Origin of the sequence: Agromyces sp. GXS1127 (assembly GCF_050565425.1) — a bacterium.
Lineage (GTDB): Bacteria > Actinomycetota > Actinomycetes > Actinomycetales > Microbacteriaceae > Agromyces.
Genome location: NZ_JBOCIG010000002.1, coordinates 444,448 through 466,490, shown reverse-complemented (window position 1 = coordinate 466,490; position 22,043 = coordinate 444,448). Strand labels below are relative to the sequence as shown.

Genomic DNA, 22,043 nt, shown 5'->3' with positions numbered 1-22,043 from the left:
CGCGTAGGATGGCACCCGTGACGAGCTTGACGGATGCCCCGCGAATCGACCTCGGCATGCCTCGGATCCCGAGCGTGCGCGGCCGGCTCAAGGATATCCCCGTCCCCGGACGCAAGAAGGTGCTGCTCGCGGCGCCGCGCGGCTACTGCGCGGGCGTCGACCGGGCGGTCATCGCGGTCGAGAAGGCCCTCGACCACTACGGCGCTCCCGTGTACGTGCGCAAGCAGATCGTGCACAACATCCACGTCGTGACCGAGCTCGAGAAGCGCGGGGCGATCTTCGTCGAGGAGGTCGACGAGGTTCCCGAGGGCGCGCACGTCGTCTTCAGCGCGCACGGCGTCTCGCCCGCGGTCGTGAACTCGGCCGCGGAGCGCGGCCTGCACGCCATCGACGCCACCTGCCCGCTCGTCACGAAGGTGCACCGCGAGGCCGTGCGCTTCGCGCGGGACGACTACGAGATCCTGCTCATCGGCCACGAGGGCCACGAGGAGGTCGAGGGCACCGCGGGCGAGGCCCCCGACCACGTCACGCTCGTGAACAGCCCCGACGACGTGCCGAACATCGAGGTGAGCGATCCCGACAAGGTGGTCTGGCTCTCGCAGACCACCCTCTCGGTCGACGAGACCATGGAGACGGTGCGGCGCCTCCGCGAGCGGTTCCCGAACCTGCAGGACCCGCCCTCCGACGACATCTGCTACGCCACGCAGAACCGGCAGGTCGCGATCAAGAAGGTCGCACAGGGCGCCGACCTCGTGATCGTGGTCGGGTCGGCGAACTCGTCCAACAGCGTCCGGCTCGTCGAGGTCGCGCTGGAGTACGGCGCGAAGGCCGCCTACCGGGTGGACTACTCGACCGAGGTGAAGCAGGAGTGGCTCGAGGGCGTCGAGACGGTCGGCGTCACGAGCGGTGCCTCCGTTCCCGAGGGACTCGTGCAGGAGGTGCTCCTCGAGCTCGCCGACGCCGGGTTCGGGGAGGTCGAAGAGGTCAAGACGGCCGAGGAGGACCTGATGTTCTCGCTGCCGAAGGAGCTCCGGAAGGACCTGCAGGGCAACCGCGACGCCCGCGCGATCGGCGGCCGGAACCGGGCGGCCGCCTCGGCCTGAGCGGCCTCGGCCTGAGCGGCGCCGGTCGCGGCCGCCGGGATCAGGCGCCCGTCATCCGCTCGAGGTAGGACTGGAACGTCGGGTCGGTCAGGAACACGATCGACGTCAGCACCATGGTCGCGAGGAACGCCACCGCGCCGCCGACGAGCGGCACCCAGAACGCGAGCCTGCGTGCCCGCAGTCGCATGATCGACCAGCCGAGCACGGCCGCGTAGAGGGCCAGCATGAACACCGTGCCGATGAGGGCGAGCGTCGGCAGCCACGGCTGCGGCGTGTAGGTGCCGACGCCCTGGTCGGAGTAGACGCCCTGGATGGCGCCGGGAAGCTGCTGCAGGCTCACCGACGTGTTCCACGCGCCGATCGCGCCGAGCGCGAGCAGCAGGATCGTGAAGAACCGGTCGGTCGTGCGCGGCGGACGAGCCGCCGCAGCGCCGGGGCCCGCCGCCGGACCGCCGTTCGGCGCGGGGGCCGCCGGCGGGGGCGGCGGCGGGGGAGCGGATGCCGCGGCATCCGTTCGATCGTCACCCGGAGGCTGCCAGGACCAGCCCTCGGGTGCGTACTCGCCGTACTGCGGACGGGGCCGCTCGTCGCGCGGCGGGGGAGCGGCGCCCTCGGCGGCCTGCCCCTGCATGCCGTTCCGAGCGGCCTCGTCCTGCGTCATCCGTCGCCCTACGCCGAGATCGAGTTGCCGGCCGAGCCGAGCTGGCGCGTGGCCTCGCCGACACGGACGGCCATGGCGGACTCGGCGACCTTGCCCCAGGCGCGCGGGTCGTACTGCTTCTTGTTGCCGACCGACCCGTCGACCTTCAGCACGCCCTCGTAGTTGCTGAACATGTAGCCCGCGATCGAGCGCGTGAAGGCGTACTGCGTGTCGGTGTCGATGTTCATCTTGACGACGCCGTTGGCGACCGCCTCCGCGATCTCGGCGTCGGTCGAGCCCGAGCCGCCGTGGAAGACGAGGTCGAGGGGCTTCTCGCCGGTGCCGTACTTCTCCGCGAGGCCGTCCTGGATCTCCTTCAGCAGGGCCGGGCGCAGCTTGACGTTGCCGGGCGCGTAGACGCCGTGGACGTTGCCGAACGTCAGCGCGGCCATGTACCGGCCCTGATCGCCGAGGCCGAGCGCCTCGACCGCCGCGATCGCGTCGTTCAGCGTCGTGTAGAGCGCCTCGTTCGAGCCCTCGTGCTTGACGCCGTCCTCCTCGCCGCCGACGACGCCGATCTCGACCTCGAGGATCGCGTGGATGGCCTTCATGCGGGGCAGGATCTCCTTCGCGATCTCGAGGTTCTCCTCGAGCGGCACGGCCGAGCCGTCCCACATGTGCGACTGGAAGATCGGGTTGCGGCCGGCCTTCACCTCCTCCTCCGAGGCGGCGATGAGCGGGTACACGAAGTCGTCGAGCGCATTCTTCGGGCAGTGGTCGGTGTGCAGCGCGACGGTGATCGGGTAGGACTTCGCGACCTCGTGGGCGAACCTCGCGAACGCGAGGGCGCCCGCGGCGCGCGCCTTCACGGTGTGCCCGGCGAAGTAGTCGGCACCGCCCGTGGTGACCTGGATGATGCCGTCGGAGCCGGCCTCGGCGAGGCCCTGCAGCACCGCGTTGAGCGTCTGCGAGCTCGAGACGTTGATCGCCGGGAACGCGAATCCCTTGGCCTTGGCGGTGTCGAGCATCTCGGCGTACTGCTCGGGCGTTGCGATGGGCATACCTTGCTCCTTCGGAGGTGAGTGGGATCGGCACGAGTCTACCGACGTGTCGAGCACGCCTCAGGTGCCGTGACGCAAGGGGTGACGGATGGCTCGGCGCGCGCGGCAGGATTGGGCCGTGACGCACGATTCCGACTTCCCGCACGACGGCGACCCGCTCGAGCCCGGCGCTCCGCACGACGGCGACCCGCTCGAGCCCGGCGCTCCGCACCGCGATCGACTCGACGACGGCCTGGCCGCGGCGGTCCACGCCGCCGCGATCGCGGCGGTGCCGTTCGTCGGCCGCGGCGATCGCGAGGCGGTGGACGGCGCCGCCGTCGCGGCGATGCGGGCGGCGCTGACCCTGCTCGACGTCGACGGGCGGGTGGTGGTCGGCGAGGGCGAGAAGGACGACGCCCCGATGCTGCACCTCGGCGAGCGGTTCGGCACCGGTGCCGGCCCGGAGGCGGATGTCGCGGTGGACCCGGTCGACGGCACGAGCCTCGCCGCGGCCGGCGAGCCAGGAGCCATGGCGATCCTGGCGGCCGCACCGCGCGGAGCGTTCCTCGACATCGGCACGGCGCACTACATGGCGAAGCTCGTGTCGTGGCTGCCCGGGCTCGACATCGACGCGCCGGTCCGCGAGTCGATCGCGCGGATCGCCGAGGCGCGGGGCGTCCCGGTCGACGAGGTGCGGGTCGCGGTGCAGGACCGGCCCAGGAACGCGGCCGTGGCGGATGCCGCGGAGGCGAGCGGCGCCCGCGTCGAGCGGTTCGTGCACGGCGACGTCGAACGCTGCCTGCGCGCGGCGCGGCCGGACGGCGACCTCGACCTCGTCGTCGGGATCGGCGGCGCGCCCGAGGGGGTGCTCACCGCGGCCGCGGTCCGGGCGCTCGGCGGGTGGATGCAGGCGCGACTCGCTCCCCAGTCGGCCGGCGAGTCGGAGCGGATCGCGGAGGCCGGGATCCCGCTCGGCCGGGTGTCCGAGCTGGACGACCTCTGCGGCGACCGGGTGGCGGTGTTCCTCACGGCGGTCACCCCGTGCGACCTCGGTCCCGGCGTTCGCCTCGAGGCCGGTCAGTCGTGGCGCGTCGGTTCAGCCGCGTCGTTCGGCCCGGTCGCGTGAACCTCGCCGCGGGTTCGCGCCAGCCGTAAAGAATGCACGAACTTTCACGCCGGATCGCGCTCCCACGAGCTCGGGCGGAGACCCCCGTCAGTAGGCTCGGAACAGGCGCCCCGGCCGATCCGAGTCGCGCGGGCGCAGCGCCCACGAACCAGGAGGACCCCTCGATGGCGAGCAGCGAACACGACAGCCTCTACCTGCACCCCGACCGCAACATCGCGCTCGAGCTGGTGCGTGCGACCGAGGCGGCCGCCATCCGCTCCTACCCGTGGATCGGCCGCGGCGACAAGCTCGCCGCCGACGGCGCCGCGGTCGACGCGATGCGGGCCTTCCTGGGCACGGTGAACTTCGACGGCGTCGTCGTCATCGGCGAGGGCGAGAAGGACGAGGCGCCCATGCTGTTCAACGGCGAGAAGGTCGGCAACGGCCGGGGTCCGGCGTGCGACATCGCGGTGGACCCGATCGACGGAACGTCGCTCACGGCGGCCGGCCGGCAGAACGCGCTCTCGGTCATCGCGGTCGCCGATCGCGGCACGATGCTCGACGCGTCATCCGTCTTTTACATGGACAAGATCGTCACGGATGCCTCGGGGCACGGCGTCGTCGACATCCGCAAGCCCATCGGCGAGAACCTGCGCGCGCTCGCCGCGGCGAAGGGCAAGGAGGTGGGGGAGCTCCGGGTCGCGGTCCTGAACCGCCCACGCCACGAGCAGCTCATCGCCGACATCCGGGCGGCGGGCGCGGGCACGCGCCTGATCTCCGACGGCGATGTCGCCGGCGGGATCAACGCGGCCCGGTACGAGTCGCGCATCGACATGTGCGTCGGCATCGGCGGCAGCCCCGAGGGCATCACCACCGCGTGCGCGATCAAGGCGCTCGGCGGGTTCATGCAGGGCCGGCTCGCGCCGAAGGACGACGAGGAGCGTGCCCGGGGCGAGGCCGCCGGCCTCGACTGCGACCAGGTCTACGAGCTCGACGACCTGGTGCGCAGCGACAACACGTTCTTCGTCGCCACCGGGGTGACCGACGGCGAGCTCGTCGACGGCGTGCGCAAGAAGGGCCCGATCATCCGCACCGAGTCGATCGTGCTGCGCGGCAAGTCCGGCACCATCCGCCGCATCGTGGCCGACCACCTCGTGGAGAAGTGGCTCGACGACGCTGATCGGTAGGCGTCTGCCTGCGGCGGAATCCCTCGCGCGACGTCGGCGGTCTGCCGCAGACTGAGCGGGTGGACTCCGAGACCCGGATGCCGCGTGCGCTCCGCCCGTTCACCTCCGGCCAGTACCGGCTGCTCGTCGTCGCGCTCGCCGCGTCGCTGCTGTCGGCGGGCGCGTGGATCGTCGCGGCGGCCTGGCAGGTCATCGAACTCGGCGGCACGCCGATCGACCTGTCGATCGTCGCGGTCGGCGCGAGCCTCGGGCTGGTGCTCGCGGTGCTGGTGGGCGGAGTCGTGGCCGACCGCGTCGCGCAGCGACGGATCCTCGTGGTCATCGAGACGGCGCGAGCCGCCGTGTTCACGATCGCGGGCGTGCTCGCCGTGTCGGGCCTTGTCGAGGTCTGGCACCTCGCGGTGCTCTCGTTCGTGCTGGGCGTGGCCGACGGCTTCTTCTACCCGGCGTACTCCGCCTGGTTGCCGGCGCTGCTCCCGGCCGAGCAGCTGCTCGCGGCCAACGGCGTCGAGGGTGTGCTTCGTCCGGTCGCGCAGAACGCCGCCGGGCCGGCGTTGGCGAGCGTGCTCATCGCGGTGCAGGCGCCGTGGCTCGCGTTCCTCGTCGTCGCCGGACTCCAGGTGGTCGCCATCGTCGGGCTCGCACTCATGCGCACCACGCCGCTCCGGCGCGACCTGGAGGACTCGAACGCGCATCCGCTGCGGCAGATGGCGGTCGACCTGCGCGAGGGCTTCGCGTACCTGCTGCGGACCCGGTGGCTGTTCGCGACGCTCGCGTTCTCGATCCTGCTGGTCCTCGTCGTGATCGGGCCGATCGAGGTGCTCATCCCGTTCGCGGTGCGCGACCAGACCGGCGGTGGCGCCGGCGAGTTCGCGCTCGTGCTCGCGTCGTTCGGGATCGGGGGTGCGATCGGATCGCTCCTCGTCTCCTCGTTCCGGCTGCCCCGCCGGTACCTCACGCTCATGATCCTCGCGTGGGGCTTCGGCTGCATCCCCCTCGCGGTCATCGGCGTCACGCCGTGGCTCTGGGTGATGGTCGTCGCCACGTTCATCGTGGGATTCCTCTTCGACGCCGCCCAGGTCGTGTGGGGCACGCTCCTGCAGCGGCGCGTGCCGCCCGCCATGCTGGGCCGTGTGTCGAGCCTCGACTTCTTCGTCTCGCTCGCGCTCATGCCGCTCTCGATGGCCATCGCCGGACCGGTCGGCGAGTGGCTCGGGCTGGCGCCGGCGTTCCTCATCGCCGGACTGGTGCCGCCGGTGCTCGCGGTGATCACGCTGGCGGCCGCCCGGCTCGGCGAGGACGAGCGCGCCCATCCGCTCGACGATGGGCCGATGGACGCCGCCCAGACGACCGGTGCGGAGGCTGCCGCGGGGTTCGCGCCGCCCGTCGACGAACCGCACCCGCGCCAGGACCCGGATCCGGACCCCGTGCCCTGACCGGTTGCGCTGCCCGTCGGAGCCGGACGCGCCTCATATCGCGGTGCCCCGCCCGACGAGGCCGGATCCGTCAGGTCACGGCGTCGCGGAGCGGCGGATGTGATCGTCGATGTCGGCCCCGTCGAAGGTCGCGTCGATCGGCAGGACCGGATCGTCGCCCGGGTCGACCGCGTCGAGTGGCAGGGCGGCCGTCGTGGCCGACGCGTCGATCGTGCCGTCCGTGAGCTCGGGCGCCGACAGCCGACGCGGCGACTCGTGGATCGGGGTCGGTTCGTCGACGAGCGACAGCTTGGTCTCGTTGATGCCGGGGAACTGGCGCGCGGTCACGAGCACGCGCGACTCGAGGGAACTGGCGAACTTGTTGTAGCTGTCGACCGTGCGCTCGATGGCCTTGCGCAGCGAGTCCGCATGCCCGGCGAGGACGCCGATGCGCTGGTAGAGCGTGTTGCCGAGGTCGAACAGCTTCTTCGCCTCGTCGGAGACCGCCTGCTGCTGCCACGCGTAGTCGATCGTCTTGAGCACCGCGAAGAGGTTGACGGGCGAGGCGAGCGCGACGCGGCGCTCGAACGCGTAGTTGAGCAGGCCCGCGTCGGCCTCGAGCGCTGCGGACAGCAGCGATTCGTTCGGGATGAAGGCGATCACGAACTCGGGGCTGGCGGCGAGGCCCTCCCAGTAGGTCTTCTTGCCGAGTGCGTCGATGTGGGAGCGCATCGCCTTGACGTGCCTGTCGATGAGGGCCTTGCGCCGCGCGCCCTCTTCGCCCGTCGCGGTCTCGGGGATCGTGGACGCTTCGAGGTAGTGCTCGAGCGGCACCTTGGAGTCGAGCGGGATGAACTTGCCGCCCGGGAGGTTGACGACCATGTCGGGGCGACCGCGCCCCTGGTCGGTCGTGACCTGGGTCTGCAGCTCGAAATCGACGTGCTGCGTCAGCCCCGCGGCCTCGACGACGCGACGGAGCTGCGTCTCGCCCCAGACGCCGCGCGTGCTGTTGTGGCGCAGCGCACTCGCGAGCGACTCGGTCGTGGCGCGCAGCTCGGCGTCGGAGAGCTGCGCGCGCTTCAGCTGCTCGGCGATCGAGCCGTACTGCTCGTTCCGCTGCTGCTCGAGCTCGGACACCTTGCGCTGCATCGTCGTGAGCGTCTCGCGGACGGGGCTCAGGGCCTGGAGGACGGCGCTCTCGCGGCGCTCGCGCTCGCTCCGCTCGGCCTGGTCGAGGCGCTGCTGCTCGAGGAGCTCGCGCTGTCGCTGACCCTGCTGCTCGACCTGCTCGCGCAGCGCCGCGGCGGCGGCCTCGGCGGCGGCGAGCTCGGCGCGCAGCGACGCCTGGACGCCCTGCTGCTCGGCCAGCACGCGCGCACGTTCGGCGTCGGCCGCCGCGCGCAGCTCGAGCAGTGCGCGCTCGTGCCGCGCCTCGACGAGCGCCGGGTCGTCACCGACGACCTCGGTCGACGCCGAGCGTCGGAGCGCCACCAGGTGCATGACGAGCGCCCCGAGGACGGCGCCGACGAGGAGGCCGATGAGCAGCAGGAGGAGTTCCATGCCGATCAGTGTGGCAGCGGCCCCCGACATCCCCTCGCAGCGCGGTCGGCAGGCCGCGAACCGCGGCGCCGAGCCGTCGTCAGACGCGGCGCCAGTCGTCGGCGGCGAGGTGCGAGCCCGCCTGCGGCCCCATCTGCAGCATGCCCCCGTCCGCGACCCAGGAGGCGCCCGTCACGTACGACGCCTCCGGCGAGGCGAGGAACGCGATCACCGCCGCGATCTCGGGGGCATCCCCGGGTCGGCCGAGCGGGATGCCGACCCGGCGCTTCGAGCGCGGATCCTCGTCCTCCTGCCCGGTCATGGGTGTCGCGATCTCGCCGGGGGCGACCGTGTTCGCCGTGATCCCGTGCTCGCCGAGCTCGAGGGCGATCGTCTTCATGAGCCCGCCGAGCCCGTGCTTGGCCGCGTCGTAGGCGCTCGAGCCCACCCTCGGCTGGTGCTCGTGCACGCTGGTCACCGCGATCAGGCGCCCGCCGCGCCCCGCCTCGACCATGCGCCGGGCGGCCCGCTGCAGGCACACGAACGGCCCGTCGAGATCGGTCGCGACGACGTGCCGCCACTCATCCCAACCGTGCTCGAGGAACGGCGTGGACGAACCCGTCCCGGCGTTGTTCACGAACACGTCGACGCCGCCGAGCCGCTCGCAGAGGTCGTCGACGACGTCGCCGCACGCCGGCGCGTCGGATGCATCGAGGCGGACGACCTCGGCGGCGCGCCCGTGCGCGCGCACCTCGTCGGCCGTCTCGTGCGCGCCGCGCTCGTCGCGATGCCAGGTGATCCCGACGTCCATGCCGGCCTCGGCGAGCGCCACGGCGGTCGCTCGGCCGATGCCGGAGTCGGATCCGGTGACGATGGCCCGGCGCCCGGCGGGCTCCGGGGAGTGGGTCGCGTCGTTCAGGTCGGTCATCGCGGCTCCTTCCGTGAGCGACCGAGTGAACCCCACCCGCCGTGCGGACGGCAGGGGGTTGACGCCGATCGCGCCCGGCGACGCGCTACTGCAGCGCCATCGGACCGTGGAGGGAGGCCCGCGCCTGCGACGCGGTGGTCCCGATCGCCCCCACGCGCACCCGCGTGACGTGCGCGAGCCGCTCGAGGTCGCCGGCCTCGTGCCGCTTCGCGGCGTGCACGACGATCGCCGCGCACGCCTCGGCGTCGGCGAGCGCGTCGTGGTGCGCGAAGTCGTCGAAGCCGGCGGCCGCAGCGGCCGAGATAAGCCGGTACGAGTCCAGGTGGTACGTGCTCCGAGCGATCTGGAGGCTGCACACGTACCGGAAGTCGGGCACCGCGAGGCCGTGCGCCTCCGAGGTCGCGCGGATGACACCCATGTCGAAGCCGGCGTTGTGCGCCACGAGCCAGTCGTCGCCCGCGAACTCGCGGAGGAACGGCAGGTGCACCTCCCAGCCGGCGGCGTCCTCAACCAGGTCGGGGGTGATGCCGTGGATGCGCACGTTCCACGGCGAGAACTCGCCGTGCGGGAACGGCGGCCGGATGTACCGGTGCTCGCGCTCGACCACGCGAGCGTCGACGACCTTCACCAGTCCGATCGAACAGGCCGAGGCGGCGGAGGGGTTGGCGGTCTCGAAGTCGATCGCGGTGAAGCTCACTGGCACGGGCGCATCCTCGCACGCGCCGACGACGCGTCGCCCGACCGGTGCGGGCCCGTCCGCGAACCGCCGACGCCGCGGCATCCGTCGTCGCCCGCCGACGGCCCGGCATTGACGCGCCGGGCGGGGTGGCGTGGAATGTCCCGAGGGCGGCATGCGGGGGTGGGCCATGGCTGGCGAGGACGAGACGGCGACCGAGGGACGCGGCGGACTCGTGGCGGACCCGGCCGACCCGGACACCGTGCGCGCCGCGCGCTCGTTCGGCGCCGTGGCATCCGTCTACGGGGCGGCGAGGCCCGGCTACCCGATCGAGGCGGTCGCGTGGCTGGTCGGCGACGCGCACCGCGTGCTCGATCTCGGCGCGGGCACCGGACGGCTGACCGAGGCGCTCGTCGCGCTCGACCGCGAGGTGATCGCGGTCGACCCCGTGGAGGAGATGCTGGAGGAGCTCGAGCTCCGCGTGCCCGGGGTGCCGCGCATCCTCGGCACCGCGGAGGACCTGCCGGTCGAGGACGCCTCGGTCGACGCGGTCGTCGCGGGCCAGGCCTGGCACTGGTTCCAGCGCGAGCGGGCGGTGCCCGAGATCGCTCGCGTGCTCCGAACCGGAGGGACGCTCGGGCTGGCGTGGAACTCGCGCGACAGCAGCGCCGACTGGCTCCGCGAGGCGGGCGAGATCATCCGCGAACGCCACGATGCGTCGGCGTCCTTCGCGGCCCACGTGCGGGTGGGGAGTCCGTTCGGGCCGCTCGAGTCGCACCGGGTCGAGTGGGTCGAGCGGATGTCGCGGGCGAGGTTCCTCGACCTGGTGCGCTCGCGCAGCCACTGGCTGACCTCCCCGCCCGACGAGCAGCGCGCGGTGATCGCGGCCATCGAGACGCTGCTGGTCACGCATCCGGATGTCGCCGGAGCCGACGAACTCGCGGTGCCGTACGTGACGCACTGCTTCCGCACCATCCGGGGCTGACGCCCGCGTCCGCGACGGGCCGTGGGACGCGCGGGGGGTGGGCGGGCCGGCTCAGGCCGCCTGCGACGCCCTCGCGTCGGGGTGACCGTAGACCGCGTACGCGAGCGCGCACGCCTCGCCCGCGGCGCGCGCCACCTCGCGCGCTCGCCGGGACGCCCGGTCGACGGGCGTCCCGCCCGCGAGCTCCGCCGAGAACGTCGCGAGGAAGCGCTCGGAGAGGGTGCTCCGGCCGCCGCTGCCGCCGCATTCGACGACCACGCCCGCGCCGTTGCGCATCGCGTCGAGCGCTCCGCCGTCGGGCGCGCCGCCCGTCCCCGAGCCGAGTGCCACGACGGAGGCCGAGGCGATCGCGGTCGTGGTGCGAGCGTGCGCGGCATCCGTCGTCGAGAGGCGCACGGCCGACGGCGGCGCCACGTCGTAGAGCCAGCGGGTCAGGCCGTACTGCCCGAGGAACGAGTCCGCGTCCGTCGGATCGCTTCCGGGGCAGCACACGACGACGAGCTCCCACGGCAGCTCGGTCTCGCCCGTGGTCTGCACGACGAGCCCGTCGAGCTCGTCGCGGTGGGCCCAGAGCAGCTCGCGGGCGCGTCGGTCCAGCACCCGGGCGGCGAGGCGGGCGCCGACTTCGCGGAGACCCCGCTCGACCGCGCGGGCGCGCTCCGCGTCGGGCAGTCCGGCACCGGCGTCCTTGGCCCGGACGAGCGCGGCCCGCACCTCGCCCACCAGGCGTGCCTTGTCGTGGAGGCGGACCCGGAACCGGTGGTGCTCGCCGCCCACCGAGATCGCCGCGTGGAGGATGGAGCGGCCGCGCGCGATCTCCTCGTCGATGCGCAGGGTCGGGCGGCTCGCCAGCACGCGGTCGGCGGGCGCCATGCGCGCCGTGGCGCGGGCGACGCCGGCCTGGTCGTGGTCGTCGGAGTCGACGACCTCGCTCGTGAGCCGGACCGTCGCGAGGGGCAGTTCGCCGACGCCGCGGACGAGGACGATGACCTCGGCCGGACCGCGGTCGGCGGCCAGGAGGGTGAAGCGGGCTTCCGCCGATCCCGTCGGCGGGAGCCGGAGCTGGCGACTCCGTCGGGCGCCGACGAGGAACCGGAGCCCCCGGGGCACGACGGTCACGGTGACCTGGCCGCTCGGGCCGGCACCGCCGGCAGCGCGCGCGTCGCGCCCCGTCGCGGTCGCCGCCATGGTCGGGCCCGCGGCATCCGGCCTCACGAGCCGGACCGTCAGCGTCGCGGGCGAGCCCGCCGTCACGATCGGCGTGAGTTCCGCCTGGAGGTACGCCGCTGCGGCGTCCCCTGCGACGACGCGCTCGTCCTGCAGCATCCGTTCTCCCCTCGCCGGCCGATGGGCCGGGCATGCCGTGAGGCGCCCGCGGCGGACGCCTGCTGCGACGGTAGGCGGGCGTCGCTCCCGCCGCCTCAGGGTGGACCCGGAAGCGCCGCGCGCGCCGCGCACGAACCGGCCGAGCGGCGTACGGCGGGCCGGTCGCGCAGGTTGCCTCGAAACCGCAGGCCAGCGGCGGGAAACGGGCTCACGGCATCCGCACAGCCCGGCAGGCCGTAGCATTCCCCGGTGCCACGTCGCCGCGCCTTCCTCCTGCTCTCGCTCGCCAACCTGTTCTGGGCGGGCAACTTCGTGTTCTCGGCCGTCATCTCGGAGCAGGTCGATCCGGTCTCGCTGACCTTCTGGAGATGGTCCCTCGCGGCGGTCCCGCTCCTCGTCGTTGCGTGGATCGCCGAGCGCCCGGACTGGCGCGCCGCGGCCCGCGAATGGCGCTGGCACCTCGTGCAGTCGGTGTTCGGGCTGACCGGATACGCCCTGCTGCTCTACGCGGGCATCGGCCTGACCGGCTCGGTGACCGCATCCGTCATCAGTGCCATCAACCCGGCCACGATCGCGCTCGCCGCGGCTGTCCTGCTGGGCGAGCGGATGTCGCGGACGCAGGCCGCGGGCATCGTGCTCGCGTTCATCGGGGTCGCCGTGGTGCTCACCGGCGGGAACCCGGTCGCGGCCTTCGCGAACGGGTTCGGGGTCGGCGACCTGCTCGTGCTCGGCGCCGTCGTCGCGTGGACCGTCTACTCGATCATCGCGCGTCGCCTCACGACCCCGCCGATCACCGCGACCGCCCTCCAGGCCGTCTTCGCCACCGTCACGATGCTGCCCGTCATCGCCGTCACCGGGCTCGCGATGCCGGCCGACGCCGGCGGTGCGCTCGCGGTCGCGTACATCGTCCTGCTGCCCTCCGTCGCGGGCTACGCGCTGTGGAACGCCGGCTCGGCGAGCGTCGGGCCCGCGCGCGCGGGTGTCTTCCTGAACCTCCTGCCGGTCTTCACCGTGATCATCGCGCTGCTGCTCGGACGGCCCATCGACCCCGCGGCGATCGCGGGCGGAGCCGTCGTCCTCGTCGGCGTGTGGCTCACGGTGCACGTGCCGCGGCGACCCGGTCCGCGAGGTCAGAACGGGTACCAGGACAACTCGGGCGCCGCGAGCCGCACGATCACGGCGTCGGCCGCATCCGCCACGAGCCCGACCATGTCGGTCGGGTCGGCCGGCGGCGAGAGCTGCTCGAGCGTGAGCGACGGGTCGGCGGCGTCGATGCGGTAGACCGCCGGCGTGGCGGCATCCGCCTGCTCTCGCACGACGGGCTCGACGGCGGCGACCTCGGCGACGGATGAGCCGACGCCGAGGCCGCTGCGCGAGCGGATCGCGACGTCGCCGACCGCTGCCGTCTCGACGCGCACCCACGACGGCAGGAAGTAGTCCTCGCGCGGCTGCTCGAGCCCGACCGCGTCGCCCAGGGCGAACCCGCCCCACGTGTAGACGTCGTAGTCGGCGACGTGGGTGTCGTCGCCGTCCTCGAAGGAGGTCTCCGCCACCGACCCGAACGCGTCGGTCAGCGCCGCGACCGCGGGATCGACCTCGTCGGCCCACGCGTGCTCGAAGACCACGACGCCGGCCGTGTCGACGACGTCGAACCCGTCGCCGTCCACGACGACGGCCGCTGCGCTCGGCCCCTGGTCGGGCGTCGGCGCCGGCGTCGACGCGGGCGCCGTGCTCGCCGGCGTGGGCCGGGCGGGTCCCGACGAGGTCGGTGCGCACGCGGTGAGCGCCGCCGCCGCGGCGACGGCGAGCGCGACGAGGAGCGTGGGTCGGGACATCCGCATGGGTTCAGCATGCGGCAGCGGATGCCGCGCGACCCTCGGCCTCGCGTCACGAATCGGCAACGACCGGCCGTGTCGGCGCCACCGTCGCGGCGTCGGATGCCCGGTCTCCCGCCGGTAGACTGGTCGCCCGTGGCACTCACCATCGGAATCGTCGGTCTCCCGAACGTCGGCAAGTCGACCCTCTTCAACGCCCTCACCAAGAACACGGTGCTCGCGGCGAACTACCCGTTCGCGACGATCGAGCCCAACATCGGCGTGGTGAACCTGCCCGACCCGAGACTCGAGGTGCTGGCCGGCATCTTCGGCTCCGAGCGCATCCTCCCCGCCGCCGTCTCGTTCGTCGACATCGCCGGCATCGTGAAGGGCGCGTCGGAGGGCGAGGGGCTCGGGAACAAGTTCCTCGCCAACATCCGCGAGGCCGACGCGATCGCGCAGGTCGTCCGCGGCTTCGAGGATTCCGACGTCGTGCACGTCGACGGCAGGGTCGACCCGAAGAGCGACATGGAGACGATCAACGCCGAGCTGATCCTCGCCGACCTCGAGACCCTCGAGCGCGCCATCACGCGTTACGAGAAGGAGGTCAAGGGCAGGAAGCTCGACCCCTCGGTGCTCGCTGCCGCCGAGGAGGCGCAGGAGGAACTGCAGAAGGGCACTCCGCTGTCGGCCTCGAAGGTGGACATCGCACCGATCGCCGAACTCGGCCTGCTCACCGCGAAGCCGTTCATCTACGTCTTCAACGTCGACGAGGCGGTGCTGACGGATGCCGCCCGCAAGGCGGAGCTCGCCGCACTCGTCGCTCCCGCCGAGGCGGTCTTCCTCGACGCCAAGATCGAGTCCGAGCTCATCGACCTCGACCCGGAGGACGCGGCGGAGCTGCTCGCCTCGACCGGCCAGGAGGAGTCGGGCCTCGACCAGCTCGCCCGCGTCGGCTTCGACACGCTGGGCCTCCAGACCTACCTCACCGCCGGTCCGAAGGAGTCGCGCGCCTGGACCATCCGCAAGGGCTGGAAGGCTCCGCAGGCGGCCGGCGTGATCCACACCGACTTCGAGAAGGGCTTCATCAAGGCCGAGGTCATCTCGTTCGCGGACCTCGTCGAGACCGGCTCGGTCGCCGAGGCGCGCGCGAAGGGCAAGGCCCGCATGGAGGGCAAGGACTACGTCATGCAGGACGGCGACGTCGTGGAGTTCCGCTTCAACGTGTGAGCGGTGGCTGACTTCCAGAGGATTCCGCAGATCCCGCTGACGGATCGCGTGCGCGCCGTCGTCGCCTCGCCCGCGCTAGCGTGAGCTGGTGACCGACCGTGCGCGCCTGCTCCGGGCCTACGACGACCAGCTGCGTACGGATGCCGAGACGCCGAGCGCGCTCGCCGTCGAACGGCTCGGGCCGCTGCGCCTCGTGACCTTCGGGGGCGGGCGCGGGTTCATCACCTACCGCGACCTCGGCGGGGCGGATGCCTCGGGCATCGACTCGCTCGTCGCCGACGCGATCGCCCACTACGAGACACGGACCGAGATCTCGAACGTCGAGTGGAAGACTCGCGGCCACGACGTCGCGCCGGGACTGCACGAGTCGCTCCTCGCGCACGGCTTCGTGCCCGGCGAGCCGGAGTCGATCATGATCGGCGAGGCCGCGCTGCTCGCGGTCGATGTCCCGCTGCCCGACGGCATCGCGCTGCGGAGGGTGACCTCGGAGCCCGACGTGCGCGCGATGAGCGCCATGCAGGACGAGGTCTTCGGCGACCCGGTCTCCGACGCGATGGCCGACGCCGTCCTGCACCGGCTCGCACTCGGCGACGGCATGGAGCTCTGGGTCGCCGAGACCTCCGACGGCGAGATCGTGAGCGCCGGCCGACTCGAACCCGTGCCGGGGACCGAGTTCGCCGGCATCTGGGGCGGCGCCACGCGCGAGGAGTGGCGCGGCCGGGGGATCTACCGCGCGCTCACGGCGGCGCGAGCCCGGTCGGCGCTCGCGCTCGGCAAGCGCCTGATCAACAGCGACTCGACCGAGTTCTCGCGGCCGATCCTCGAACGATCGGGACTCGTGAAGGTCTCGACCACGACGCCGTACGTCTGGAAGCGGTGATCGGAGGGCTGCCATATGCCCCGCCGACCTCACTCGAGCGGGCTCACCACCGTCACTCGGAACGGCTCGGCCATGAGTTCCGCCAGCGGCCCGAAGGCGTTCGTCGCCATCGCGTCCTCGAGGTGCTCCATCCGCGCCTCGACCGAGTCCCAGTCGGCGATCTCGACGAGCAGGTCGGGGTCGTCGAGCACTTCGTAGCGGGTGCTGCCCAGGAACCCGCGCCGCCCTCGCCCGCGCGTGGCGACGAGGTCGTCGAGCAGGCGCTTCAGGTCGTCGCGCCTGCCGGGCTGCGCCTTCATCTCGATGATCACCGTGATGGGCATGTCGACCGGTCCTTCCTCCGCAGGTCGGGTCTCGCACGGATGCTGCTCAGAGGCTACGCCGATCGTCGCAGCGTGCAAGACTCGCACCAGTCGCGACACAAGCAGGGCGTGAGGATCGCCGACACCGACGCCGCAGACGCCGACACGACCCAGGGGGTGGCGATGCCCGATGCCGCGGAACCGCCCGCCCCGACGGAGCCGCCGCGCCGCGACGACGACCTCGCCTGGTTCACCGAGGTCGTGCACGAGCACTCGACGGCGCTCGTGAAGTACTTCGCGCGGCGCGGTCCGCGACAGGACGCCGAGGACCTCACCGCCGAGGTCTTCGCGACCGCCTGGCGCCGCCGCGACGACGTGCCGCGTGAAGCGATGCTGCCCTGGCTCTACCGGACCGCGAGCTTCACGCTCGCCAACCACCGGCGCAAGCTCGTCGACCTGCCCGTGGAGCATGTGCCCGATACGGGCACGTCGCGCATCGACGAGGACCCCGAGCTCAGCGCGCTGTTCGACGCCGAGCTGCGCGGAGCGCTGCTGAGCATCGGCGAACGCGACCGCCGCATCATCCTGCTGCACGCGTGGGAGGGCCTCGACGGCGAGGCGCTCGCGCAGGTGCTCGGCATCTCGAGATCGGGGGCGGATGCCGCGCTCTCACGCGCCAGGAAGCGCCTCCGCGACGCGTGGGGTGAGCGTCTGTCCTTCTGAGACACGGCCCGACGGCTGCAAGGTTCCGCGGTCGCGCGACACAGGCATGGGTGAGGAAGTCCGGCAGGAGAGGCGAACGAGGGTGAGCGACATGGGCGACGACGAGGACCGCCGGGATCCGATGACGGAGCTGCGCGCGGCCGACCCGGCCGCGGGGATCGAGCCGCGCGAGGGGTTCGCCGACGAGGTCGTCGCGCGCGCCGCGGCCGAGAGCGCCGGTGCGGCTCCGCAGGCGGGCGGCTCCGAGTCGCCGAATGCCGCGGCATCCGCTGCAGCCCCGTTCGCCGACCTGGCGACCGAACGCGCCCGCCGGCGCCGGCGCTGGATCCCGGTCGCCGCCGTCGCGGCGTCGCTCGTGGTCGTCGGCGCCGTCGGCTACGGCGTGGGCGCGGCGACCGGAACGACGACGAACCTCGCCGATGCCGCGGCCCCGCCGATCTCGCTGCAGGGGCAGGCCGGAGGCGCCGCGACCGAGGGGAGCCTCGTGGCGCCGGGGGCGGCCGACGAGCGCATGGCCGGCGCGGGCGCCGCCGACCTGTCGTACCCGTACGGCTTCGGCCGCAATGCGTTCCACGCGAGCGGGCTCTCGACCGCGGTAGGCACGGCCGCCGCGTACGCGTTCGATGCCCCCGCGGCATCCGACCCCGCGACGATCGCGGCGCTCGCCTCGGCACTCGGCGTCGAGGGCGAGCCGGTGCTCGCCGACGGCGCATGGACGGTCGGCCCGCAGGACGGCAGCGCGCCGACCCTGTGGGTGTCGCTCGACGGCACGATGAGCTTCTCGTACACGAACCCCGCGCTGGATCCGTGGGTCTGCGCGGAGGACACCGGGGTCTGCGAGCCCTCCGGCACCGTCCCGAGCGAGCAGGCCGCGATCGAGGCACTGCGCGGGCTCCTCGCCGCCGCCGGGCGCGATCCCGCGGCGTACGAGTTCACCTCCGAGTCCTGGGAGGGCGCGGTCACGCGGACGGCGTCGGCGTGGCCCGTCGTCGACGGGCAGCGCATCGACACCGGCTGGTCGGTCGAGGTCACCGACGAGGGGCTGTACAGCGCCTACGGCGCGCTCGCCGAACTCGTGCCGCTCGGCGACTACGCGGTCGTCAGCGAGCAGGAGGCGTTCGAGCGGTTGTCGGACCCGCGCTTCGGGGCGCAGATGACGATGATGCCGCTCGCCGCGCGCGAGCAGGTGACCGAGGAGGTCACCGAGTGGGTTCCGCCCACCGCGCCGCCGGCGGTCCCGTCGGCGGGCACCGCGGTCTCATGGCCGGTGAACGACGTCGAGATCGTCGAGGCGAGGCTGGGACTCGCGAGCCAGTGGCAGCCCGACGGCAGCGTGCTCGTCGTCCCCGCGTACGAGTTCACCGACGCCGACGGCGGCGCATGGTCGGTCGTCGCGGTCGCCGACGACGAGCTCGACTTCTCGACGGAGTAGCCCGTCGCGGGTTCCGCGCACCTGTCGGCGGCGCGGCGATCCGACTAGGGTCGAGGGATCCCGCGCCGGCGCGGGAGGGGGAGCCGAGGCACATGAGCGATCACGTCTACCGCGTCACCGAGATCGTCGGGAGTTCGCCCGAGGGCACCGACACCGCCATCCGCAACGCGATCGCGCGGGCCACCGCGACGCTGCGGCACGTCGACTGGTTCGAGGTCGTGTCGACCCGAGGCGTCGTCGAGGACGGTGGGGTAGCGCACTTCCAGGTCACCCTGAAGGTCGGGTTCCGGCTCGACGAGTAGCGCGCGATCCGTTCCTGGCAGCCGGCAGCCTAGGCGGCGCCCGCCGCGCCGTCGTCGCGCGACTCGTCACGCAGCCGCGGCTCGGTGCGGAGTTCCGGGCGCACGCCTGCCTTGTCGGCGTAGAACGCGCGGATGCGGTCCATGTCGGTTGCCACGTTCCCGGTGAGCTCGAACGTCGGGCCGAGGCCGGTGGTCATCGTCGTGCGGTCGACGAAGCCGAGCGTGACGGGCATGCCGGTCTCGCGCGCGATCCGGTAGAAGCCCGACTTCCAGTACGTGTTGGAGCCGCGCGTGCCGTCGGGCGTGACGACGAGGCCGAACACCTCGCCCGCGCGGATGCGCGCCACGACCTCGCCGACCACCCGGCTCGGGTCGTCACGGTCGACGGGGATGCCGCCGAGCCCGCGCATGATGGGGCCGCGCCATCCTCGGAACAGGCTCTTCTTGCCGAGCCAGCGCACGTCGATGCCGTAGTGCCATGCGATCGCGAGCATGAGCACGAAGTCCCAGTTCGAGGTGTGCGGGGCGCCGATCAGCACGGAGGGACGTCCCGGCGCGGACTCGCCCGCGAGGGACCACCTGCTGAGGGCCCAGTAGACGCGGGAGACGAGTCGTCGGAGCATCCGGCAACCCTATGCGAGCGTCCATGCGCGACGGGGCATGCGATCTCGCCCCCTGGCAGCCGGAGCACCCGGCCGATATCGATCGGGTTGCAGGTGGGCGTCCCGGGCGCGCAGGCGGATGTCGCGTGCCCGCGGGGTCCCTATGATCGCGCTGTGGACCCGATCACCGCACGCACGACCCTGCAGATCGCGCCGGACGCGCCGCTCTCCGTCGAACTCGTCGACGAGGCCTACCAGCGCGAACTCTGGCTGCGGCATCCGTCGCGGTATCCCGACGCCGACGGCCGTCGTGCGGCCGAGTCGTGGCGGGACACCCTGGGCCGCGCGCGTGCCGTGCTCGTGGCGGAACTGGCGTCGCCGGTCGCCCCGGCGCCGGGAGCCTCGGTGGCGTCGGGTGCCGCCGGCTCGCCTCGCCGCGGGCTGTCCGGCGGCGCGATCGCCGCGATCGTGGCCGGCGCGGTGGCGCTCGTCGCGCTGCTCGCGGTCGGAGGCGTCGCCGTGTTCGGGCTCGTGCGGGGCGTCGCCGAGACGGCGGTCTCGGAGGCCTCACGGGCGGCGGAGCCCGCCGACCCCGGCGCGCAGGCGGACGCGGGCGGCGACGTCGCCCGATACGAGTCGTTCGAGACCGGCTACGAGTTCGCCGCCGCGCTCGAGGTGTACTCGGATGGGAGGTACGACGGCGAGTGCTCGCTCGAGTTCCTCGAGGGCTGCTGGCAGATGGCGCTGTTCACCGAGGCCGAGTGCGCCGAGCTCGAGATCACGCTCGCCTACAACGACGACGCCGAGTCCTGGACCGCCGAGGAGATCGAGACGCGGATCGTCCCCGACGTCCGCGCCGACGAGGCCGTGCCCGTGGTCTTCGGAAACGACGAACGGGAGTACGGCTGGGTGGACCGGGTGACGTGCGGCGACGGGGCCGCGACCTGACGCGTCAGGACCCTTCGGCCGGCCGGAGGCCGAGCCGGTCGCGCTCCGCCGCCATCCATTCGCGCCGTCGCATGCGGCGCAGGTGCCCGGCGCCGGCACCGAAAGCCAGGAGCACGGCGCCGACGAGGTACGTGGCCCAGAACCACGGCTGGAACCCCGGGGCGAGCAGCACGTAGAGGGCGCCGACGAGGATGACCGCGATGCCGGATGCCTCGGCGGCGACGGCGGCAACGCGCAGCGCGCCGAGCGCCGGGGCGGACGCCGAGAGCGCGTACGCCGCGGCGTGCCGGTCGCGGACCCGCTCGACGAGGTCGCGTTCGGCCGACGGGGACATGCCCGCCAGCACGGCGGTCAGCTGCTCGGCGCGGCGCAGGTCGTCGCCGCCGTGCCCGAACCTGGTCGACACGGCCGCACCGACCACCGTCAGCACGGCGACGACCACGGGGATGACGGCGGTCCCGACCGCCGTCGCACCGGATTCCGTCGCGTCCAGCATCGCCTCGCCTCCGATGCGCTCATCGTAGTCCCGGGCCGCCTCGCACGGGCGGGACCGCGTCGAGCGTGCCGACGTCAGCGGGTCGGCTCGGGGCAGTGGAGGTGGGTCGGCGTGGTGGCGTCGCCGCGCTCGATGCGGTGATCGGCCATCCGCGCGCCGCAGAGCGGGCAGGACGGGTCGGCGGGCGGGACGTACGGCGCCTCGGGTCGGCCGATGCCCACCTGCGCGGGCCCCGCGACGGGATAGAGGATCTGGTTGACGCGTGACCAGAACCCGGGCACGCCCTTCCACGGGTTCGGCAGTTTCTGTTCGTGCACGAATAGTTAGTGTACAGACTATTCTTGAGGCCATGATCGATCCGCTCGAGCTCGACCGCCAGCTGTGCTTCGCGCTCGCCGCCACGAGTCGCGAGGTCGTGCGGCTCTACCGGCCCTCGCTCGAACCGCTCGGCCTGACGCATCCGCAGTACCTCGTCATGCTCGCCCTCTGGGAGCAGAGCCCGCTGCGGCTGCGCGAGATCGCCGAGCGGCTGCACCTCGAGCCGGCGACGGCGAGTCCCCTGGTGGGGCGGCTCGAGGCCGCCGGGCTCGTCACCCGCCGCCGCAGCAGCGTCGACGAACGCGCCGTCGACATCGAGTTGACCGCCGACGGACGGCGCCTGCGGGAACGTGCGCTCGCCGTGCCGGTCGAGGTCGTCGAGCGCCTCGGCCACCCGCTGCATCGCCTCGAGGCGCTTCGCGACGAGCTGACCTCGCTCCTGGCCGCCGCGCAGCGGGTCGAGTGAACCCCGGGAGGGTATGGAGCACGGTCGATCGGCCGATGTCAAGTCCCTCCCGCGAATCGGGATCCCTCGATTACAAATGAGGTCGCGGGTCCCCGAAGCCCGCGACAGGCCGTCGGTCACCGCGTGGAGTTCGACCACGCGGACGTCCCGGGACACCCGGGCGACCGACGGCCTGACCCGTCCCATCGCCATGCCCCGGAAGGACCCTGTGGGAACGCTCCACCTCGGTCGGATCACGCGGATCGACCTCTCCGATCACGTGCTCGCCCACCTGCACGCCGTCCTCATCGCCAAGTTCCGCGTGCACGAGCCCGTGCTGCTCGGCTGGACCTCCCCGGACGGACGCCACGACGAGGTGCTCGTCCACCCGACGCAGACGGTCCTGGCCACCTACGACCAGGACGAGGAGCCGCGTCGACTCGACCGCGCGTGGCTCGAGCGGCTCATGCGCGCCGCCAACGGCGTCGCCGGGCTCCAGCTGACTCCCGAGCTGGTCGCGGAGCTGGATGCCGCGGGCGGCGCCGCCGCGGACGCGGCGACCTCGGAGCCGGCGGGCTGAACCGACGCGGTCGCGGATGTCGGCCGC

24 protein-coding genes are annotated in these 22,043 nt (G+C 73.1%); 14 read left to right on the top strand and 10 right to left on the bottom strand.

Translation table 11 applies throughout. The features are described from left to right. The first annotated feature begins 56 nt into the window (after positions 1-56). Positions 57-1,103, top strand: a complete 1,047-nt coding sequence (locus ACQ393_RS05100; protein WP_430645817.1) for a 4-hydroxy-3-methylbut-2-enyl diphosphate reductase — start codon at positions 57-59, stop codon at positions 1,101-1,103. A gap of 40 nt (positions 1,104-1,143) precedes the next feature. Here ACQ393_RS05100 and ACQ393_RS05095 read toward each other — a convergent pair whose 3' ends face one another. Together ACQ393_RS05095 and fbaA are read right to left on the bottom strand one after the other, a co-directional pair. Next, positions 1,144-1,764: a DUF6264 family protein gene (locus tag ACQ393_RS05095; RefSeq protein WP_430645725.1), complete on the bottom strand. Its 621-nt coding sequence runs from the start codon at positions 1,762-1,764 to the stop codon at positions 1,144-1,146. 8 nt (positions 1,765-1,772) lie between these two features. Then, positions 1,773-2,804, bottom strand: a complete 1,032-nt coding sequence (gene fbaA, locus ACQ393_RS05090; protein ID WP_430645724.1) for a class II fructose-bisphosphate aldolase — start codon at positions 2,802-2,804, stop codon at positions 1,773-1,775. Positions 2,805-2,922: 118 nt separating this feature from the next. Here fbaA and ACQ393_RS05085 point away from each other — a divergent pair, with 118 nt between their 5' ends. The 3 genes from ACQ393_RS05085 to ACQ393_RS05075 all read left to right on the top strand — a co-directional run bounded on the left by ACQ393_RS05085 (position 2,923) and on the right by ACQ393_RS05075 (position 6,511). After that, positions 2,923-3,909 (top strand): fructose-bisphosphatase class II, encoded by a 987-nt coding sequence (locus ACQ393_RS05085; protein ID WP_430645723.1) that lies wholly within the window; start codon positions 2,923-2,925, stop codon positions 3,907-3,909. Between the two features lie 164 nt (positions 3,910-4,073). Beyond that, a complete protein-coding gene (gene glpX, locus ACQ393_RS05080; protein WP_430645722.1) occupies positions 4,074-5,075 on the top strand; it encodes a class II fructose-bisphosphatase in 1,002 nt (333 codons plus the stop codon). Positions 5,076-5,152: 77 nt separating this feature from the next. Further along, positions 5,153-6,511 (top strand): MFS transporter, encoded by a 1,359-nt coding sequence (locus ACQ393_RS05075; RefSeq protein WP_430645816.1) that lies wholly within the window; start codon positions 5,153-5,155, stop codon positions 6,509-6,511. Positions 6,512-6,586: 75 nt separating this feature from the next. Here the strand turns inward: ACQ393_RS05075 and ACQ393_RS05070 are convergent, their stop codons facing one another. The 3 genes from ACQ393_RS05070 to ACQ393_RS05060 all read right to left on the bottom strand — a co-directional run bounded on the left by ACQ393_RS05070 (position 6,587) and on the right by ACQ393_RS05060 (position 9,660). Further along, positions 6,587-8,050: a DNA recombination protein RmuC gene (locus tag ACQ393_RS05070; RefSeq protein ID WP_430645721.1), complete on the bottom strand. Its 1,464-nt coding sequence runs from the start codon at positions 8,048-8,050 to the stop codon at positions 6,587-6,589. 79 nt (positions 8,051-8,129) lie between these two features. After that, positions 8,130-8,957 (bottom strand): SDR family oxidoreductase, encoded by an 828-nt coding sequence (locus ACQ393_RS05065; protein WP_430645720.1) that lies wholly within the window; start codon positions 8,955-8,957, stop codon positions 8,130-8,132. Positions 8,958-9,042: 85 nt separating this feature from the next. Next, on the bottom strand, positions 9,043-9,660 hold the full coding sequence (locus ACQ393_RS05060; protein WP_430645719.1) for an exonuclease domain-containing protein: 618 nt from the start codon (positions 9,658-9,660) through the stop codon (positions 9,043-9,045). A 163-nt stretch (positions 9,661-9,823) separates the two neighbouring features. Between ACQ393_RS05060 and ACQ393_RS05055 the strand changes: the two genes are divergently transcribed. After that, on the top strand, positions 9,824-10,618 hold the full coding sequence (locus tag ACQ393_RS05055) for a class I SAM-dependent methyltransferase (protein WP_430645718.1): 795 nt from the start codon (positions 9,824-9,826) through the stop codon (positions 10,616-10,618). Positions 10,619-10,669: 51 nt separating this feature from the next. Here ACQ393_RS05055 and ACQ393_RS05050 read toward each other — a convergent pair whose 3' ends face one another. Then, complete coding sequence (locus ACQ393_RS05050) at positions 10,670-11,944, bottom strand: DUF7363 domain-containing protein (protein WP_430645717.1); 1,275 nt, start codon at positions 11,942-11,944, stop codon at positions 10,670-10,672. A 249-nt stretch (positions 11,945-12,193) separates the two neighbouring features. Here ACQ393_RS05050 and ACQ393_RS05045 point away from each other — a divergent pair, with 249 nt between their 5' ends. The 3 genes from ACQ393_RS05045 to ACQ393_RS05035 all read left to right on the top strand — a co-directional run bounded on the left by ACQ393_RS05045 (position 12,194) and on the right by ACQ393_RS05035 (position 15,868). Beyond that, on the top strand, positions 12,194-13,225 hold the full coding sequence (locus ACQ393_RS05045; protein ID WP_430645716.1) for a DMT family transporter: 1,032 nt from the start codon (positions 12,194-12,196) through the stop codon (positions 13,223-13,225). Positions 13,226-13,914: 689 nt separating this feature from the next. Next, on the top strand, positions 13,915-14,988 hold the full coding sequence (gene ychF, locus ACQ393_RS05040; protein WP_430645715.1) for a redox-regulated ATPase YchF: 1,074 nt from the start codon (positions 13,915-13,917) through the stop codon (positions 14,986-14,988). Positions 14,989-15,076: 88 nt separating this feature from the next. Beyond that, positions 15,077-15,868, top strand: coding sequence for a GNAT family N-acetyltransferase (locus ACQ393_RS05035; RefSeq protein WP_430645714.1), 792 nt, complete (start codon positions 15,077-15,079; stop codon positions 15,866-15,868). Positions 15,869-15,897: 29 nt separating this feature from the next. Here the strand turns inward: ACQ393_RS05035 and ACQ393_RS05030 are convergent, their stop codons facing one another. Next, entirely contained in the window at positions 15,898-16,191 is a 294-nt protein-coding gene (locus tag ACQ393_RS05030) for an antibiotic biosynthesis monooxygenase (protein WP_430645713.1), read from the bottom strand. Between the two features lie 108 nt (positions 16,192-16,299). On the opposite strand from ACQ393_RS05030, the gene ACQ393_RS05025 reads away from it, so the two are divergent. The 3 genes from ACQ393_RS05025 (at position 16,300) to ACQ393_RS05015 (ending at position 18,627) form a co-directional block, all read left to right on the top strand. Then, positions 16,300-16,893: an RNA polymerase sigma factor gene (locus tag ACQ393_RS05025; protein WP_430645712.1), complete on the top strand. Its 594-nt coding sequence runs from the start codon at positions 16,300-16,302 to the stop codon at positions 16,891-16,893. Between the two features lie 91 nt (positions 16,894-16,984). After that, entirely contained in the window at positions 16,985-18,325 is a 1,341-nt protein-coding gene (locus ACQ393_RS05020) for a hypothetical protein (RefSeq protein WP_430645711.1), read from the top strand. A gap of 92 nt (positions 18,326-18,417) precedes the next feature. Continuing rightward, positions 18,418-18,627, top strand: coding sequence for a dodecin (locus ACQ393_RS05015; RefSeq protein ID WP_430645710.1), 210 nt, complete (start codon positions 18,418-18,420; stop codon positions 18,625-18,627). Between the two features lie 29 nt (positions 18,628-18,656). Here the strand turns inward: ACQ393_RS05015 and ACQ393_RS05010 are convergent, their stop codons facing one another. Then, positions 18,657-19,250, bottom strand: a complete 594-nt coding sequence (locus ACQ393_RS05010) for a 1-acyl-sn-glycerol-3-phosphate acyltransferase (protein WP_430645709.1) — start codon at positions 19,248-19,250, stop codon at positions 18,657-18,659. Between the two features lie 153 nt (positions 19,251-19,403). Between ACQ393_RS05010 and ACQ393_RS05005 the strand changes: the two genes are divergently transcribed. Further along, on the top strand, positions 19,404-20,177 hold the full coding sequence (locus ACQ393_RS05005) for a hypothetical protein (RefSeq protein WP_430645708.1): 774 nt from the start codon (positions 19,404-19,406) through the stop codon (positions 20,175-20,177). Positions 20,178-20,181: 4 nt separating this feature from the next. Here the strand turns inward: ACQ393_RS05005 and ACQ393_RS05000 are convergent, their stop codons facing one another. Next, positions 20,182-20,673: a hypothetical protein gene (locus ACQ393_RS05000; RefSeq protein ID WP_430645707.1), complete on the bottom strand. Its 492-nt coding sequence runs from the start codon at positions 20,671-20,673 to the stop codon at positions 20,182-20,184. A gap of 74 nt (positions 20,674-20,747) precedes the next feature. Continuing rightward, the gene (locus tag ACQ393_RS04995) at positions 20,748-20,990 is read right to left on the bottom strand and encodes a hypothetical protein (protein WP_430645706.1); all 243 of its coding nucleotides are present in this window, start codon (positions 20,988-20,990) and stop codon (positions 20,748-20,750) included. A gap of 32 nt (positions 20,991-21,022) precedes the next feature. Here ACQ393_RS04995 and ACQ393_RS04990 point away from each other — a divergent pair, with 32 nt between their 5' ends. Both ACQ393_RS04990 and ACQ393_RS04985 read left to right on the top strand, forming a co-directional pair. Next, positions 21,023-21,457, top strand: a complete 435-nt coding sequence (locus tag ACQ393_RS04990) for a MarR family winged helix-turn-helix transcriptional regulator (RefSeq protein ID WP_430645705.1) — start codon at positions 21,023-21,025, stop codon at positions 21,455-21,457. 208 nt (positions 21,458-21,665) lie between these two features. Continuing rightward, on the top strand, positions 21,666-22,016 hold the full coding sequence (locus ACQ393_RS04985; protein WP_430645704.1) for a hypothetical protein: 351 nt from the start codon (positions 21,666-21,668) through the stop codon (positions 22,014-22,016). Positions 22,017-22,043 lie beyond the last annotated feature (27 nt).

Coding starts and splice junctions, on each gene's coding strand:
- ACQ393_RS05030 (WP_430645713.1), bottom strand. CDS start 16,191: ATGCCCATCACGGTGATCATCGAGATGAAGGCGCAGCCCGGCAGGCGC.
- ACQ393_RS05050 (WP_430645717.1), bottom strand. CDS start 11,944: ATGCTGCAGGACGAGCGCGTCGTCGCAGGGGACGCCGCAGCGGCGTAC.
- ACQ393_RS05070 (WP_430645721.1), bottom strand. CDS start 8,050: ATGGAACTCCTCCTGCTGCTCATCGGCCTCCTCGTCGGCGCCGTCCTC.
- ACQ393_RS05075 (WP_430645816.1), top strand. CDS start 5,153: ATGCCGCGTGCGCTCCGCCCGTTCACCTCCGGCCAGTACCGGCTGCTC.
- ACQ393_RS05100 (WP_430645817.1), top strand. CDS start 57: ATGCCTCGGATCCCGAGCGTGCGCGGCCGGCTCAAGGATATCCCCGTC.
- ACQ393_RS05010 (WP_430645709.1), bottom strand. CDS start 19,250: ATGCTCCGACGACTCGTCTCCCGCGTCTACTGGGCCCTCAGCAGGTGG.
- ACQ393_RS05020 (WP_430645711.1), top strand. CDS start 16,985: ATGGGCGACGACGAGGACCGCCGGGATCCGATGACGGAGCTGCGCGCG.
- ACQ393_RS05055 (WP_430645718.1), top strand. CDS start 9,824: ATGGCTGGCGAGGACGAGACGGCGACCGAGGGACGCGGCGGACTCGTG.
- glpX (WP_430645722.1), top strand. CDS start 4,074: ATGGCGAGCAGCGAACACGACAGCCTCTACCTGCACCCCGACCGCAAC.
- fbaA (WP_430645724.1), bottom strand. CDS start 2,804: ATGCCCATCGCAACGCCCGAGCAGTACGCCGAGATGCTCGACACCGCC.
- ACQ393_RS05000 (WP_430645707.1), bottom strand. CDS start 20,673: ATGCTGGACGCGACGGAATCCGGTGCGACGGCGGTCGGGACCGCCGTC.
- ACQ393_RS05015 (WP_430645710.1), top strand. CDS start 18,418: ATGAGCGATCACGTCTACCGCGTCACCGAGATCGTCGGGAGTTCGCCC.
- ACQ393_RS05065 (WP_430645720.1), bottom strand. CDS start 8,957: ATGACCGACCTGAACGACGCGACCCACTCCCCGGAGCCCGCCGGGCGC.
- ACQ393_RS04990 (WP_430645705.1), top strand. CDS start 21,023: ATGATCGATCCGCTCGAGCTCGACCGCCAGCTGTGCTTCGCGCTCGCC.
- ACQ393_RS05095 (WP_430645725.1), bottom strand. CDS start 1,764: ATGACGCAGGACGAGGCCGCTCGGAACGGCATGCAGGGGCAGGCCGCC.